This is a genomic window from Microcoleus sp. T3_B1, assembly GCF_036700445.1.
GTDB lineage: Bacteria > Cyanobacteriota > Cyanobacteriia > Cyanobacteriales > Microcoleaceae > Microcoleus.
This window is the reverse complement of the sequence record NZ_JAUBOX010000060.1, coordinates 7056-25450: the sequence shown is the minus strand read 5'-3', so window position 1 is coordinate 25450 and position 18395 is coordinate 7056. Positions and strand designations below refer to the sequence as shown.

The following is an 18395-nucleotide window of genomic DNA, read 5'->3' as shown; positions in this document are numbered from 1 at the left end:
AGTGGCATTTTTTTTTACTGCTATCCTTTTGCTATTTTTTAGTAATTATAAAATCTCAGCAGCGGATGCAGCTACCTAGCTGATGATTGGGGAACTTGAACCGCACCAGGGCTGTTTCATTCTCTTGTAGGGGCAATCCCACGCCCGGTTGCCCCGATATCTAAAACCCCTACCCGCTCGTCTATCGGCTGGGCGGGCACGGGGAGTAGGGGTCGCACCGCCCCTACAAAACCCTGGTTTTTCTGAGAATGAAACAGCCCTGTGAACCGCACGCACGAGAGTGGGCTGTGTGCTTGCAGACCCCGCAGATTTGTAGAATTGAGTTGTTCGCTGCAAGTTTTCCGCCTCGCCCCAAACCTAGCGATCCAAAACTATAATACTCTTACCAATATTGCAACTCAACTCTCTTTTAATTTACAACCTTTGGCAGGGGAATAGCAAGAGGCCACTCAAAAGAGTGCGGAGTAATCAGGATTTGCCTTGCTGATAGCCTTGGAAACTTTAGATTATAAATTGCCGTTTAAAGCTTGCCTAAAGTTGCCTTATTTTTTTAAAATGGTATAGCAATCCTCAATCATTTGTGAATTTCTTACTCCCTCCCTGCGGCTTCGGGGAGGGTTGGGGTGAGGTAAAAAGTTTACGACTCCTGCAAGGATTGCTATATTACTACTAAGCTACGAGAATTACCGTTGATTTACAAAATACGCTCTGAGATTGTCTTCGGTTAATTGCCCGCAATTAGCGCCTATTTGTATTGAGCAATGCAAGTCCTCTCTCGATCGAGTAACCAAGACTTGCATTCCTTGCTACAAATTTAATTACCAACTTAATTAGGGTTGTCTAACTGGACACAATTTAACTCTGTTGAGTCGCTCAATTTTTCTGAGGTTTTGGCAGCACAACTGTAAACACGCTGCCTTGACCCACATTGCTGCTAATAGCAATTTCACCGTTAAAAGGTTTTAAAAGTTCAATACAAGTATAAAGTCCTAGGCCCGTTCCTGTCGGTTCTCCTTCGGTCTTTTCCTCCCCTTTAGGTGGCTTTGATGTGTAAAAAGGGTCAAAAAGTTTTGACACATCTTCAGATGCTATGCCGCATCCCGTATCTGCAATATCCATGTATATGTTGGAGTCGTCTTGCCGAGTCACGATAGTTATTTCTCTGCTTTTCTTGGCCCACATAGCATCCATTGCATTATTGATTAAATTATAAAATACTTGAGAAAGATAGGAATAAATTAATGGAATGCTGGCAATTTCTTCGTCATAAAAGTATTTTTTTCTAATCTTATTTTTAAAATACAGGTTGCCTTCCAATAGCTGAATTTCTCTCTGGACTAAATCGTTGATATTCACCGGGTGCAAATCTTGCTTTTGCTCGTTTCGGCTTTTCATCATCAGAGTATCCATGATCAGATTGATTTTTGTGACAGCTTGGAAAATATACTTAGTATAATTAAACAGAGAGTCGTCTTGAATTTGTGTGGCTTTTGTTTCAATCAAATCGACGCTTGTCTGGATCACTTGCAGGGGACTTTTGAGGTTGTGAACCATGCCCTGAGTCAAACGTCCGATGATGGCTGTTTTTTCCTGGTTTATTAATTGCTTGGTTTTTTGTTCAACAAGTTTTTCCAGGTTTTGGTTGAGGTGGGCCAGTTCGAGGTTTTTTTCTTCGAGTTTTTTTTGCAAGCTGCGGATTGTCAAGTGGGTTTGAATCCGGCTCAAAACTTCTTCGTGCTGGAAAGGCTTAGTGATGTAGTCAACGGCTCCTGTCTGAAAGCCTTTTACTTTATCAGGCGTATCGGAAAGGGCGCTCATGAAGATGATGGGAATATCTTGCGTTGACGGGTCTGCTTTCAAACGTCGGCAAGTTTCAAAACCGTCAATTCCTGGCATCATGATATCCAAAAGAATCAAGTCTGGATGGATGTAGTCAATTTGCTCGATCGCACTTTCGCCGTCTAGAGCCACTAATACTTTAAACCCGTAATTCCTTAACAACTCGAAAAGTACGTCAAGATTTGTTTGGTTGTCATCGACAATTAGTATGATGCTTCTTTCGGAATTCTTATCGTTCATATTCAAGGGAAATCTTCAAATTTTTGAGTGTTGAGTTGTGGTTTGTGACGTAAAACGTGATTCAATGAATTTTTTGCGGATCTAGAAACCCGGTGGGAGCATCTCATATTTGTAAAAACACTTCTTCTGGCTCCTTCCTTCTTCCTCTTCCCTCCTGCCTCCTGCCTCCTGCCTCCTGCCTCAAAACTCCAATTTTTAGCTTGGCTGCTGTCATTGAGATGCTCCAAACCCGGTTGCTTCCTAGATGCTTCTATTTGCAATAACCGTTTGAGGAGCAGGCTGCGAGTCCGGGCCGCCCAAGCAGATTAAGTTGTCGCTTCGCGGGAGGCCCGAACCCCTGATTGAGAATGGTACTCAGGGCGCGAGATTTAACTGATTTTGAGTGGTCTGTTAGCTACCGTCAATTTTAGGACAAATGTTGCTTCAAAAAATCTCGAATTTGCTTGAGCTGAAATCCTTTAGCAAGTTGGCGCAGGTGATGAACGAAAGGCACTAATGTCGGGTCAGAATGTTCTAGTTTAGCAGTTTCTTCCAGAATAGCTTCAATATCGCCCATTGCAGCCAATCTTAACAACGCCAAGACTGACTCTGAGGCAGGAGACACCATCGTTGAGTCAGCAGCAGCAATCTCAGAAGATGCTTTTGCCGTTTGATCTGTCCGCTTTTTGGTTTGCACTCGTTCTTCGTAAACCCATTCTAGTCTCAAGTGCAGGCGCAATAATTCTAAAAGCTCATTAGTTTGAATCGGCTTGGTGAGAAAATTATCGCAACCTGCAAGTATGCTCTGTTGCCTGCTAGTCTCGTAAACGTTAGCGGACAAAGCAAGGATAACCGTATCTTTTAATTCCGGCAACTGTCGCAGCCGCCTGGTAGCTTCCCAACCGTCCATTACGGGCATCAGCAAATCCATTAAAATTAGATCGGGTAGAAATTCCTGTGCTTTGTGCAAGCAGTCTTCGCCGTCTGTGGCCTGTGCAATTTCAAAGCCTAAATGAACAAGTAGCCTGTGCAACATGGCGCGATTTACTTCGTGATCGTCCACGATTAGCACTTTCCGCTGGGGGCCGATAAAACCTACAAGCCGCCTTTTTTCTTGCCGGGAGGGGAGTTCCGAACACTGGGCGACTGCTGGCAAGTCTAGATCCAACCAAAATATGCTGCCTTTGCCGGAGGTACTTTGGACGCGAATTTGGCTGCCCATCATTTTGACTAATTTTTGGCTGATCGAAAGTCCCAGGCCGGTACCTTCGACGAAATTTTTATGATCGCCCACTTGATGAAAAGGCAAAAATATTTCTTCTAATTTATTCTGAGAAATGCCAATGCCGGTATCTTCGATTTGAAAGCGAATTTTAGGGGTAGGGGTACGATCGCCGGTATTGTCTGTTGTCACCTCGCGCGCCTCTGTTGTTCCTAGCGGCGGGTTCGACATTTGCTGCGCGTCTATATTCCCGGCCAAATTGATTGTTTGAGTGGCAATTTCCGCTGTCAAACTAGAATTTTCGCAGTTGGTTTGAGGATAATTATCGGGGAAATTTTCTGCATAACCGACTTTGAAGGTAACGCTGCCGCTGTTCGTAAACTTAACGGCATTACTGAGCAAATTAATCAAAACTTGACGTAACCTTTTTTCGTCGGCCCAAATGCCGTCTGGCAGGGCTGAAACCTGCTCGTAATTAAAAGCAATTCCTTTTTGAGCAGAGCGCATCTGGAACAAATCAATAATACTTTTAACAAAACTGGAAAAATGCACATTTGTCAGTGACAGCTCCATTTTACTCGCTTCGATTTTTGAGAGGTCTAAAACATCATTAATCAGCGTCAGCAGGTGGTTGCCGCACTGGTGAATGTTGTTAAGACTTTCCTGCTGATCTGCGGTCAAATTTTTATCGACTTTGAGCAGTTGAATGTATCCCAAAATCCCGTTCAAAGGCGTCCGCAATTCGTGGCTCATGTTGGCGAGAAAGTCGCTTTTAGCGCGGTTGGCGGATTCGGCGGCTTCTTTAGCTAATTGCAGGGCGGCTTCTGCCTGTTTGCGATCGGCAATTTCGGTTTGTGCTTGTTCAAATAGCGTCGATTGCTGAATGGCGATCGCCAACTGCACCCCCAATTGTTTTAGGCACTCTCCCTCCAATTGTTGCCAGGGACGCGGGCCCGTGCAGTGGTGGGCAATTAACAGCCCCCACAAGTTTTCGCCTTGCAAAATCGGCACTACCAGATTCGCTCTCACCTCGAACCGAGTCAACAAAGCCAAGTGGCAGTCGGCCAGACCGGCATTGTAAACATCTTCTGTTGCTCTAATTCTGCCGTCTCGGTAAAGAGTAACGTAGGCTTCCCCAAAACATGGGTCATAAATATCCATTCCTACAATGGGTAGGGTATTTTCGGCAACCGACTCTACAGCGATAAACCCGCTCCAATCGGGATTAAATTGGTAAATAACTGTGCGATCTACTTGCAAAAACTGTCGCACTTCTTCGACAGTTTTGGTAAGAATTTCTTCTAAATTTAGAGAAGACCTAATGCGTTCCAGCATAGCTACTGCCAACTGTTCGCGCTTTAACTTTTGGCGCAAAATTACTTCAGATTCTTTGCGTTTTGTGATGTCTGTAATTACTGCAATTAAGCCGATGTAATTCCCATTAATATCTTGAATACTGTCAGCTCGCACCAGAGCAGTTACTGCTTCGCAGCTCTTAGTTTGCAGTGAAAGTTCGCCACACCAAGAGCGACCTTGGCGAAGGCTTTTATAGATTTGTTTGTAATTTTTAGGTCGGACATAAAGCGCGGCCATATCGCCAATATCATTGAGTTCTTCCACCGTGTAGCCGTAGCGCTGAATGAAGGCTTGATTGTGGTAAATAGACCGCCCATTCAAGTCGGCGATCGCGATCGCGTCGCTGGTACTTTCGACGGCTTGAGTGACCCGCAGTAAAGCTAATTCTGCTGCTTTGCGATCGCTGATATCCGTCATCGAACCCACCATCCGCAGAGGGTTTCCGGCTTCATCCCACACTGCTTGAGCGCGAGCGAGCACCCACTTATAGCTACCGTCTTTGCACTGCAAGCGGTATTCGGCGGCGTAATTGGGGGTTTGCCGATCGAGATAACCTTGGATCGCTGCTTGCACTCGTGAGCGATCTTCTGGATGGATGCGATCGATCCATGCGGTGTTGCGGCTGTCGATTTCGCCGTCTGTGTAACCGATAATTTCTTGCCAGCGGGCCGATCGAAAAGCTTCATTTGTTTGAAGATTCAGATCCCAAATTCCGTCTTGATTGCCTTTGAGAACTAACTGCCAGCGTTCTTCACTTTTACGCAATTCTTCTTCGGCTTGTTTGCGCTGAATATGATCGCCCAACTGAGTCGCTACAGCCTTGACCAACTCTACTATACGCGGTTCCATAATCGAGCGATCGCGCTTGCAGAATACTAAAACTGCCAGCACCTTTGAGCTAGCGTGAATTGGCACTCCGAAACAAGCTTTCAATCCGACTGATTTCGCCATTTGCGATCGGGCAAAAAGATGATTTTTGGCTAGAGAAATATCTTCAATCCATTCTACATTTCTGGTTGACCAAATCCGTCCAGGTACTGCCACTCCGGCGGCGAATCTAATTTTTTTACTTTCGCAGCCGAACCTATCTAAATCGCGATCGCTAGCGTACCAAGTTTCGCTGTGTTCCAAAAAAGTACCGTTAGCACTCGGTATCCAAGCTTCTGCAAAATTCCAGCCGATCGCATTGCACAGCAACCGCAAAATATCTGGGAGGGCGCTCTGAAAATCTGCCGACTGACTAATGGCTTGAGTTGCTGCCAGCAACAGCTTTATTTCATCTTCTGCTTGCTTGCTTTCTGTAATATCAGTGGCCGTGCCGAGAATTTGTTGTAACTTACCGTCTGCTGTTTTCGCAAATACAGTATCTCGGCTGACCATCCAGCGCCAAGAACCATCCTTGTGCCTAATTCTGTATTCAATTTCAAAGATATCCCCTTCGCTGCCTGTTTCGACTTGCTGTAAATAATCAGGCATTTTGATTAAATTTTCGGGGTGGATTAAAGTTGACATCATCCACGGCCCCATTGCCTGAATCTCCTCTACTGTATAGCCAAGAATGTGGTAGATAGAAGCGTTCCCATAGATATTTTTTTTTTCAATTAAGTCACAAACATACAAAATATTAGGACTGGCCCCAGCAATTTGCTGAATGAACCGCTGGCTTTCCCGCAGTGCTGCTTCTGTTTTTTTTCTTTGGGAAATATCGCGAACAATGCAAATGATTTCCCCGTCTGGCAGCATTGTCAGCGATACATCTAGAGGAACTTCCGAGCGGTCGCGACGGCATCCTACTGCTTCGGTGCTGTAAGAACCTTTCTTCACTAAAGTCGGCAGGACTTCTTGCTCGAACCTTTGCAGTTCTGCACCTTGGTAGAACATTTTCCAACTTTTATCTAAGATTTCTTCTAGAGAGTCGTAACCGTAGATTTTTAGTCGTGCTGCGTTGCAATAAATCACCTCATGGTCGGCACTGAATATGGCGATACCTTCGGAAGCTTGGGCCATTGCTGCTGCTTGCCTGTGGAGGACTGACTCGGATCGTTTGCGTTGAGTGATGTCGCGGACGATCGCGATAATTTCGTCCTCCGTGCAGAAGACAATTCTCGCTTCAAAATCGTACAGTTCACCATTAACTGGCATTTGATATTCTACGACTTGAATCTCGCCAGTGTCGATCGCTTGTTGATTGCCCGACAAGATTTTCTCAGCAAAAGCAGCCGGCAATATGTCTTGTGCTTTTTTGCCAATTAGTGATTTTTGTGATAGGATATTATCGAAATCTTTGGCAGGCTTGAAATCTACAAAAGTGCCGTCTGCCCGACAGCGAAATATCATGTCTGGTATCGCATTTAAAAGAGCGCGGTTTGTGGCTGCGCTCTTACCCAATTCAGCTTCAGCTTGCTTGCTAAATGTAACGTCGCGAGCCACTGCATAAATCAAACCTTCTTCTGCAAATGGCGATGCTGTCCACGAGAGCCATTTATAAGTACCATCTTGGCAAAGATAGCGGTTTTCTAAGCTAATAACGGGGTGGCTTTTTTTAAGTTTTTCTAATTCCGCTACAGTAATTTCTCGGTCTTGTGGATGCACGAATTCTATCAAAGGTTTGGCTAAGATTTCATCACTGCTATAACCCAATACATTTGACCAAGCGGGGTTTAAGCGTTTGAAATAGCCATCAAAACCTGCAATGCAAAGTAAATCCAGCGAGAGATTAAAAAATCGATCGCGGTCTTGCTGGGTTTGTTTCAATTCGGTAACATCCATCACCAAACCATCCCAAACTATATCGCCGTTGGCTTGCTTTTCTGGCTTCGACGCGCCTTGCAGCCATTTCACTCGATCTCCCATAACTTGCCGCCACTGGTGTTGCCAAGCTTGCTGAGTCGCCGCTGAAGTTGCCATCGATAGCTGCAAGTCTGAGATGTCGTCTGGGTGAACTGTTGCAAAAGCCAAAGCGGCATTTTCTTCTATTTGTTCTGGCTTTAAATTGTATATCTGCCAACTGCCGGAAGAAACGTAAGTAAAAGATGTTTTACCATCTACATAAAGCCGATATTGATAGATCATTCCCGGCACGTTGTCGGTCATTATTTGAAATCGAGCTTCGCTTTCCTGCAACGCTATCTGCTGGCGTTTGTATTCGGTCACATCTCGCATTGTGCCGACCAACATTTGACGACCATCGGCGTTCTTAAAAACTGTTCTTTTTGTAGATATAATGCGTTCTTTGCCGCAGGCCTCGGTAAAATTTTCTTCTGTTTCCTGAGAAAGACTTCTTTGCAATACTTCCTCGTCTTGTTGCCAAAAAAAAGCCGCTTGTGCTGGGGGTAAAAAATCGTATCCTGACTTGCCAATCAGTTCCGAGCGCCTTTTTCCTATCAAATTGCAAAAACCATCGTTTAATACGATCCATTTGTGCTGCTCATCTTTGACAAAAATCGGGTCAGGAATAGAATTGATCGTGTGATTTAAAAACTCTTCTGAGGCTTTTAATTGAGCTTCGTAACGGTAGCGATCGCTCACGTCTAAGACTACTTTAATCATGTGGTCGATCGAGCCGTCTAGGGCGCGAATACAGCGCAGGGAAACTCTAGTATAAACTGTTTTTCCGTCTTTTCTGCGCCACCTTTTGTCTAGAACATAGCCTTCGCTCTCCCCGGCAAAAATTTTTTTTAACTGCTCTAAACTGGCCTGCAAGTCATCAGGAAAACCCCACTGATCCCATTTTATGTGCAAAAAATCTTGGCGATTGTATCCCAGCAAATCGCACAAAGCATTGTTCACTTCCAACCACTCGCATTTTTCGGGTTCTGAGGGAGAAATTGGAGGAGCAATAATGGCAATTCCGACCAGAGAATTCTCGACTACTGACCGATATTTTTCTTCGCTTTTTCGTAAAGCTTCTTGGTTCTGCTGTCGCTCGACTGCGTAGCGAAGCGATCTAATTAACACTTCGCTGTCGATTTTTCGCTTGACTAGATAATCTTGAGCGCCGGCTTGGATTGACTGCACGGCAAGCTCTTCATCGTTGCGGGCAGTCAGGACGACAATCGGAGTATTCAGGCTATATTCTTGTATTTTGACAATTGTATTTAAGTCTTGGCTGTCGGGCAGCGAAAGATCTAGTAAAATCACATCAAAATTTTCGCCTACCAAAAGTTCCTGCGCTTTGCTGAGACAGTCTGTACAACTTACTGATAGCCTTTGGGGTTCGGCTCTACTGACATTTGTTTCTAATAATAATTCTTCGATCAGATCGGCTTCTGCTTGATTGTCTTCGACCAGAAGAACTTTAAAGCCATTTCGCTTTGCGGGTGGGCTCAAAACTGATATCATATACCTTGTTTTTTGTAATAAGGCAGTTTAGCTAACTATTATAGCATATAAAGAATTGTATAGCCACAAATCCCGCCCTTCCCAGTTAAAAACTCTTTGGTTCAATAATTACAATGCACTTTATCTCAAAGGTTGAACGGTTCTCAAGAACGGGCTTTCCGACCCATTTCACAAAGAGTAAATTTTCTTGGGAGGGGTTCTTCTAACCAGCCCTTAAAAGGCTTATTGAAAATGGTGCAATATATAGCCTTTCGAGCTCTCATATGAGGTACTCATGGGCATAGGGCATAGGCCTCCGTGGGCATAGGGCATAGGCCTCCGTGGGCATACGTCACTTTTTTGAGAACCGCTATATAATATCTATCCGGCTGTGTTTTTCTTCTAAGTAGGCTAACGCAATCAGAGGGAAAATTTTTAAGGTTTTTAGAAGCTGGGTTTCAGGAGGAAACTAAGCTGCTTAGTATTTTTTTGGGCGATCGCCCCTGTGACCAGATTTTAAATTTTAGATTTAGTCCACAGATGAATCGGGGATGTGGAACTAGAATCTCCAATTTTGGGCGACTCACGACTTCTGTCGGAAAGTAAGTATCCGTTTTTGGGCGGGTTCAGCCGATCGCGCGATCGAACCCCACCCTTTGTTGCCCTTGGATTCCGCTACCCACACAATCCGAGCCATATCCCCACACCAATGAGCGCTCAACGCCCAAAAAGCGTTGGGAACTATCTTCGCTATTCATATTTTTACCACTTCTTTTATAATACCTTACATAAACTAATTACTGCAATTTCTTTACTTTTTGCAATCAAATAAAATATCTCCACCGGCCTTGCTATTTAGCCAAAAAGTGATAATCTTGAAATAGAGGCAATCGAACACTCGGTTGATACAGCCTAAGAAAAAATCCGAGAATTTTGGTAACAAAATTACAAGTCCCAATAAACTGTCTTTTGTTTACTGTCCTTTGACCGAACTGAGATGAAGTTGAGAGGAAAAAAAGCAATGATCGAAAATTTAGCAATTGAACAAAAACCCGGTTTAATTCCCAAAGAAAAAGCCTTAGTATTGTTGTTTGATGAAGTCGGCATCGCCGACATCCCATTAGTAGGCGGTAAAAATGCTTCTTTGGGCGAAATGATTCAACAATTAACCTGTCAAGGAATCAGAGTTCCCAACGGATTTGCAACTACAGCACACGCTTACCGGTACTTCATCCAGTCAGCGGGTTTAGAAGCTAAATTGCGCGAAATTTTTGCCGATTTAGACGTAGAAGATCTGCAGAACCTGCGACAAAAAGGCAAGCAAGCGCGGGCACTGATTCTCGACACACCATTTCCGCGAGAACTCCAAGCGGCGATCGCGGATGCTTACGAAAAATTGTGCGATCGCTACGGCGACAGTACAGACGTAGCAGTGCGTTCCTCCGCCACCGCCGAAGACTTACCCGACGCCAGTTTCGCGGGACAGCAAGAAACCTACCTCAACGTCCAAGCTTGCGCTGGTGTCCTCGAATGCTGTCACAAATGCTTTGCTTCCATATTCACAGATCGCGCGATTTCCTACCGCCAACAGCGGGGTTTCGACCACTTTGAAGTCGCCCTATCAGTCGGCGTCCAAAAAATGGTGCGATCGGACTTAGCATCCTCCGGCGTCATGTTCAGCATCGACACCGAAACCGGATTCAAAAACGCCGTATTAGTCACCGCCGCCTACGGATTAGGCGAAAACATCGTCCAAGGAACCGTCAACCCCGACGAATACTTCGTCTTTAAACCAACCTTAAAACAAGGTTTTCGCCCAATTTTAGAGAAACGACTCGGCAGCAAAACCCTCAAAATGGTGTACGATATCGGCGGTTCTAAATACACCAAAAACGTCTCCGTCATCGCCGCCGAAAAAAATAAATTTGCCATCCAAGATGATGAAATTCTGCAACTAGCAAAATGGGCCGTAGTCATCGAAGAACACTACTCTAAAGTGCGCGGGACATACACCCCGATGGACATTGAGTGGGCAAAAGACGGCAATACGGGCGAATTATTTATTGTCCAAGCGCGACCCGAAACAGTACAATCTCAAAAGTCGGCTAAAGTTTTGCGAAACTACAAATTGCAAGGCAGCAGTGCAGTTTTAGCAAAAGGACGCGCCGTTGGCGAATCAATCGGACAAGGCAAAGCCCGCGTGATTTTAGACGTTCACAGAATCGCTGAATTTCAATCAGGAGAAGTTTTAGTTACCAACAAAACCGACCCGGATTGGGAACCGATTATGAAAAAAGCAAGTGCGATCGTCACCAATTCCGGCGGCCGCACTTGTCACGCCGCCATCATCGCCAGAGAAATGGGAATTCCCGCCATTGTCGGCACCGGCGATGCCACCCAAATCTTGAAAAACGGGCAAGAAATCACTGTTTCTTGTTCCGAAGGAGAGGAAGGCAAAGTTTATTCCGGTTTGCTTCCTTTTGAAATTCAAGAAACTGCGATCGAGAATTTGCCCCGCACCCGCACTAAAATTTTAATGAATGTCGGGAACCCAGAAGAAGCCTTTGGTTTATCAGCCATTCCTTGCGACGGCGTAGGCTTAGCGCGGTTGGAATTCATCATTGCCAATCACATTAAAGCACACCCCCTGGCACTGATTCACTTTGACGAATTGGTAGATGAATCAGTCAAAGAAGAAATTGCCAACCTGACAGCACTTTACCAACACAAACCCGATTTCTTCACCGACAAACTAGCCCACGGAATTGCCACAATTGCCGCCGCATTTTATCCAAATCCAGTTATCGTGCGGATGAGCGATTTCAAGAGCAACGAATATGCTAATCTTTTGGGAGGGCGGCAGTTTGAACCCAAGGAAGAAAACCCGATGATCGGGTGGCGCGGCGCCTCTCGCTATTACGACCCAAATTACCGCGAAGCTTACGCTTTGGAATGCAAAGCATTAAAGCGAGTTCGCGACGAAATGGGCTTGACAAATGTGATTCCGATGATTCCATTTTGCCGCACCCCAGAGGAAGGCAGAAAAGTGTTAGCCGAGATGGCAAAACACGGTTTAGTTAAGGGCGAGAACGGCTTGCAAGTGTATGTGATGTGCGAATTGCCGAGCAATGTCATATTTGCTGACGAATTTGCCCAAGTTTTTGACGGATTCTCGATCGGCTCTAACGATTTAACTCAGCTAACATTAGGATTAGACCGGGATTCGGCTTTAGTCGCACACATTTTTGACGAACGGAATGAAGCTGTCAAGCGAATGGTAGCAATTGCCATTAAAGCCGCTAAGAAGTACGATCGCAAGATTGGGATTTGCGGTCAAGCACCCAGCGATTATCCTGAGTTTGCTCGTTTCTTGGTTGAGTTGGGAATTGATTCGATTAGTTTGAATCCCGATTCGGTTTTGAAGACTTTGTTAGATGTTGCTAAGGTGGAAGGTGCGGGTTCGTTGATGGATTTAGCGGGAGATATTGCTAAGGTTTAACCGTTTTGGTTTGGGAGAGCAACCGGTTTCTCAAACAAGCCTATTCCAGGTTTATGAAGTACACCCCATAAACCTGGTTTCTTTACAGTTCTTGCCTCTAAACTAATTCTGTTCAAGAAACCCGGTTTCTCGCGCTCTACATCTACATGGAATATGCTGTATTTGATGGCTGGTAATTGACCGAAAGCATCCAGGATACAAGCCCCCGGATTCATTCCGAAAGCAGACTCAGGACCCAGAAATAAAAAACCTGTATCCCATAAACAAGTCCCGGAATTTATCCGTGGGGTCAATGCTTCAATTCTTTAATCTAAAATCTAAAATCTAAAATCTAAAATCTAAAATCTAAAATCGATTCACCTGACATAATATCACATCATATCTGCGTTTCTGGCTTTGTTTAACCCTGGCGCGGCGCGCGATCATCGCCCTCCTCACCCGCCAGCTAACGCTTAACACAGGGGCGGCCTAGTTTGAGACTCGATCGGGAACTTTTCTTATTTAAAACCGTCTTCTTGGGGAGGATTTTTTGTTGCCGATCGCCTAAATTAAAACAAATATTCTCCACATAAGCTCTGAAAAAGTGCTAACTGCTCTCCTGATTATTTTCATAGGTTTAGCTCCGTCGCTGCTGTCTTTGTGGGTGATGCGCTCTGCCCAGAGCCAAGCCCGCGACAGAATTGCAGCGGCCAGACTTGCGGTAGCCAATAGATCCCTGCGAACTCAACTAGCAACTGCCGATCGCACTTACATACAAAGCCTCGGTTATTCGATCGGCGATATCACTTGCGAGTATAACGCCCGCTCTAATTACATTCGCTGCGCTGTCAATCCTTCTGGGCCCTGTCAAGGTTGTCGGTACTACCAAGCCAGAACTCTTGACGCTCGTGGTGAAAAGATATAGCTTGTATTGGTGCTTGTATCTACGCATATTTGCGGATGTAGTAATCTATGAGTTAATATGTACTTAGGTGTAATGATTATTGTTGAAGCTTGTTTTGGACGACCCACGCCCAAACTCAGCAGTTAAAACCTAATCGAGCATTATTGCTTGGTTACAGTTGCCATAACTGGGGGATTGCGATCAGTGTTTTTCTAGTTGACGACTTACGATCAGAAACGAAGTTTAGATGATGAATTTTGGTTGGACGGCGAAAAATCTAGACAGAAATTGGGTTTCTAGTCTCCTCGGCTTAACTCCTGCAGTTAAGAAAATTAGCGAACAAAAATTCCACGTAGCTGATGGGCAAATCTCCCAATCAGTTTCTCCAAAACATCATGAAAAATTCTGCACGAAACATTGTCCAGAGCATTTATCTTAAACAGAAACCAGCTCGAAGACTCGCTTGTGGACAGTTTGAGAAGTTGCTTGTGGGCGGCACTAATCTGTTTTTGCGATCGTAGCGAAACAGTCTCAAACCTAGATTGCTATCTCCAGACTCCAAGTCATGAATTTTTAAGACGCTTCGTCGATACAGGGTATGCCGATTTCAATTGAATCTCATATGTTGCACCATTTTCAAGAATAGGCTTTCTGGCCTTTTCCACAACAAGTGAATTTTCTTATGGACTGGGCAGGAGAACCCTCCATAGAATGGTTATTGAGAATGGTAAAAGATATCAGTTGAATGACACTTCGGGCACGGCCGACATAATTATGTGACGGCTATCACTCCCTAATTAATGTCTAGTTGCTATTGTGAATAGGGCTTGCACACCCAAACCAAAGAAACCGAGTTTTTTACCGGGAGCAAAGGCGGCAACCAAGTCTTTTCGTCCATCCAACCCGTTTATCCGTCCATAAATAGTGAAAATTCTCTGCAAATTAAAGTGCATTAGACGATCTACAGAAAACCTCATCAAGTAAATTTTTGAGAAGTCCTGTTATTATCTACTGCGCGATGTAAGAGACAGGCGTATAACAGATACACTCGCTAACAGAAAAGAAAAAAGCCCAAGGCAAAATATCACCCGATAGAGAGATTATTGGCATTTAAACACCAAATCGTCAGCGTTTCTGCCGGCGATACTTGCAATGCTATCAAATAGCAATATAGCACTGCTTTGTGCTGAGTAAAATTCGCTTTTTGCTCTTGATTCAAGTCAAGCAGCAGAGCCTATTACTCTGCAATTAAACCTTGTCAATAGGTGATAATTATCATCTGGAAATGGGTACATCATCTACAATCCGTGAGCCAATTTGACCATGCAAAGCATCTGCAACAAACCAATTTTTATCACTCCAAAAAGATGTGACTCCCCCGCAAGGATTGGGGGCGCAAAATCCCAAACAACAGCAACTTATCATCAGAAAAAACCAATAAAACAAGTAAAAACAGTAGGGGCAATCCCCCCGTGGTTGCCCCTGTCCCAGAAACTTCGTGGCGGCACGAGAATTGGGCATCCCCACAGAGAATTTTTGCGATCAACTGTAGGGGCAAACTTCCCGTGGTTGCCTTCTCGGACTATAAAAAATGTACTGTTCCTCGATGGCAGAGTAGAGAACTACGACAGCTTGGCAAGAGGAACAACAGCCGATACAGAGGTATTTGTACTGGACTCGACACGGGATGGAGTCGAGCAAATTACTAGAATTCTGGCGGTTTGCAGCGATTTAGATAGCCTTCAGATAGTTTCTCACGGTCGAGAAGGGGGCGTGCAGCTAGGATCGATCGAACTCTGCAACGACAACTTAGAAACCTACAGCCATTTGTTACAGCAGTGGGGAAAAGCCCTCAGCGAGAGAGGAGATATCTTGTTATTCGGGTGCAGCGTCGCAGCGGGGGAAAGCGGCGAGGCCTTCGTGCGGCGGTTGAGCTTGATGCTGGGTGCAGATATTGCAGCTTCCGACAACTTGACGGGGAGTGCGGCACTCGGCGGCGACTGGGAATTAAAATTTGCGACTGGGGAAATAAAGGCGAGAATCGCCATTGAAAAAGAAGTGCTCGAAGCCTACCCTTACGCCCTCGGCATATTAGTTAACGAAACTTTCAAAAACTCCACAGTTAGGGGGCCGTGGATTTACGGGGGAAACGACGGGGCACTGTTCAATCCGAGCAGCAACGCTCCAGCAGCCGATCAACTTATCCCCGGCATTACGGGAGGCACAGTATCTGGGGTGCTTCCGGGTTTGGGCGGTTCGAGTCCCGGCGATGGTGCTCTGCGATTAACTCCTGCAGTAAACCTTCGGGAAGCCTTTGTCATCTACAACAACCCTATTCCTTCCACGGACGGTCTCAGAGTTCAGTTTGATTTTTATTCTTACGGTTCAAGCGGGCAATTTGAGGCTCCGCAACCCAATATTGGCCCTCAGCCAGGGGACGGGCTGGGTTTCTTCTTGATTGACGGCACTGTTAGCCCAACAAGGACTGGGGGTTATGGCGGTTCTGTGGCTTACGCTCCACGAACGGGTATACCCGGTATTGAGGGAGGTTATTTAGGCATTGGGTTTGATGAGTTTGGCAATTTTTCAACGTCTACAGAAGGGCGCTCCGACCCTGAGCCGCCTGCGATTCCGGGTTCTTCTATTGGTTCTTTCAGGCCAGATTCAGTAACGGTTAGAGGAAATCAAGCAGAAGGTTATAAGTTTTTAACAAATGCGATCGTTCCTTTCGGCATCGATAACATTCCTACGAGTATTAACTTTATCGGCCCTCCCGGCACCAGTTTTAATTTCAGCAATACGTTCACGAGCGATCGCAATTTAGCCAAAAGATCCGTTCAAATTACGCTGAATCCATCTAACGATCCGGTGAATCCCTCTCGCCTAACGGTTGCCTTCGATAAAAACTTCGACGACATCTACGAAACTACATTCATCGACATCCCCAACTTGGCAACCGCAAACGGCCGAGTACCGCCAATTTTCAAATTTGGTTTTGGCAGTTCCACAGGAGCCGCCAACAACATTCACGAACTTCAAAACCTGGTAGTTGAAACTATCAATCCTCCCAGTATCACCGCTGAGGTTGCCACTATCAAGACTGGCCCGCAGTTCGTCAAGCCTGGAGGCAGCATTACCTACACGATTACTACTGTAAACAAGGGGCCAGCGCCGGCTACAAATGTTCTGATTCAAGATGAAATACCTTTTGAACTGCTGGGTCCGGGGGGAATGCGGCCGGAGCTGATTGCCTCGAACAATGGCACTTATGTGAACGAAACGAAGGCTGTCACCTGGCCGTTAATTCCGGTTCTCAATGCGGGTGAGACTCTGACTTACACCCTGACAATTAATCTGCCGTCAGGTTTAACCAGCGGTAGCAGTTTTGCGAACGTTGCATTCAGCACTAGCTCGACTTTCGACCCCGACCTCAGCAACAACAGCGGTATACTCGCGCCCGGTCAAATCGAGGGGCCGGGTGTAGTCTCTACTACTGTTGTCGGTACAGTGGCGGATTTAGTTACTACCAAAAGTGGCCCTGTGACTACTTCGGCCGGGTCAAGCGTCGCCTACACATTGACTACGACTAACATGGGGCCAGACCCCGCTGCCGATGTGACTATCACCGACAGCATTATTCCGGGTTTAACAGGAGTCAGCCTATCGGACGGGGGGAGTTACGACCCAGTTTCGGGCATTGTCACCTTCCCAGCACTGACGGTGCTGGCCAATGCGGCTACTGCGACCCACACCGTCAGTTTCATCGCCCCAGCCACCCGTACCGACATCAGCAACACGGCCCGGAGCAGCTCGGCGACTTTCGATCCGATCGCCACTAACAACAACGGCTCGACAACCAACAAAGACGGCACTCCCACTAACTCTACGGTTACGACAAGTATTGCGCCCAACGCGGATCTTGTTACCACAAAAACGGGATCTACGAGTGCTACGGCCGGTAGCTCGGTCAGCTATACAATCGCCACCGTCAACTTAGGCCCAAGTCCTGCAGAAGCTGTAACCATCACTGACAGCATAGTTCCGGGGTTAACCGGAGTCACGGCATCTAACGGTGGCGTTTACGATCCAGTGACCGGCATTGTCACCTTCGCGCCCGTGGCAATCGCCAACGCGGAGACAGTCACTCGGACGATCGGCTTCACGGTACCGCCCACCCTAACTTCCATCAGCAACACGGCAAGAAGTACCTCTATCACTCCCGACTCCACTCCAGCCAACAACAACGGTACAAATGCTAATGCTACTGTTGTGACCTCGATCGGTGGTTTGGCCGATGTTGTCACGCAAAAAACGGCGCCGGCCACCATCAAGGTGGGTGACACGCTACTTTATACAATCACTACTACCAACTTCGGGCCGAGTCCCGCGACCAACGTAGTCATCACCGACAGCCTGATTCCTGGCTTAACTGATGTCAGCGTGTCCGATGACGGAACCTACAATCCAGAGACAGGGGCGATCGAGTTCCCAGCGATCGAGACTTTAGCCAGCGGCAGCAGCGTCACCCGCACCCTGATTTTTGTACCGCCGCCGACTCTGACGAGTATCACCAATATTGTGTTGAGTCGATCGGACACTTTTGACCCGGACTTAACCAACAACGACGGCTCGACAGTGGCAGTGCCCGGTGAGGCGGGGGGGCGAGTTGTTACTTCGATCAATGGTGTGGCCGATGTTGTCACCCAAAAAACGGCTCCGGCCACCATCGAGGTGGGCGACACCCTCCTTTATACAATTACTACTACCAACAACGGCCCCAGTCCCGCGACCAACGTAGTCATCACCGACAGCCTGATTCCCGGCTTAACTAATGTCAGCGTGTCCGATGGCGGAACCTACAATCCAGACACAGGGGCGATCGAGTTCCCAGCGATCGCGACTTTAGCCAGCGGCAGCAGCGTCACCCGCCGCCTGATTTTTGTACCGCCGCCTACTCTGACGAGTATCACGAATATTGTATTGAGTCGATCGGACACTTTTGACCCGGACTTAACCAACAACGACGGCTCGACAGTGGCAGTGCCCGGTGAGGCGGG

7 protein-coding genes are annotated in these 18395 nt (G+C 46.4%); 4 read left to right on the top strand and 3 right to left on the bottom strand.

The genetic code is table 11. The features are described 5' to 3' along the window. Positions 1–873: 873 nt before the first annotated feature. The 3 genes from QT990_RS25320 to QT990_RS25310 form a co-directional block, all read right to left on the bottom strand. Complete coding sequence (locus QT990_RS25320; RefSeq protein WP_333308944.1) at positions 874–2079, bottom strand: hybrid sensor histidine kinase/response regulator; 1206 nt, start codon at positions 2077–2079, stop codon at positions 874–876. A 406-nt stretch (positions 2080–2485) separates the two neighbouring features. After that, positions 2486–8977, bottom strand: coding sequence for a PAS domain S-box protein (locus QT990_RS25315; RefSeq protein WP_333465894.1), 6492 nt, complete (start codon positions 8975–8977; stop codon positions 2486–2488). Between the two features lie 605 nt (positions 8978–9582). Beyond that, the gene (locus tag QT990_RS25310; protein WP_333144081.1) at positions 9583–9714 is read right to left on the bottom strand and encodes a hypothetical protein; all 132 of its coding nucleotides are present in this window, start codon (positions 9712–9714) and stop codon (positions 9583–9585) included. A 263-nt stretch (positions 9715–9977) separates the two neighbouring features. On the opposite strand from QT990_RS25310, the gene ppsA reads away from it, so the two are divergent. The 4 genes from ppsA to QT990_RS25290 form a co-directional block, all read left to right on the top strand. After that, entirely contained in the window at positions 9978–12455 is a 2478-nt protein-coding gene (gene ppsA / locus QT990_RS25305) for a phosphoenolpyruvate synthase (protein ID WP_333144082.1), read from the top strand. 583 nt (positions 12456–13038) lie between these two features. Then, positions 13039–13359 carry a DUF6464 family protein gene (locus tag QT990_RS25300; RefSeq protein WP_333144083.1) on the top strand — a complete coding sequence of 107 codons (321 nt, stop codon included), beginning with the start codon at positions 13039–13041 and terminating at the stop codon, positions 13357–13359. Between the two features lie 226 nt (positions 13360–13585). After that, positions 13586–13777 (top strand): hypothetical protein, encoded by a 192-nt coding sequence (locus tag QT990_RS25295; protein ID WP_333465893.1) that lies wholly within the window; start codon positions 13586–13588, stop codon positions 13775–13777. 1097 nt (positions 13778–14874) lie between these two features. Beyond that, positions 14875–18395: DUF4347 domain-containing protein (locus QT990_RS25290; RefSeq protein WP_333465892.1), on the top strand; the 3521-nt coding region annotated here is incomplete at its 3' end.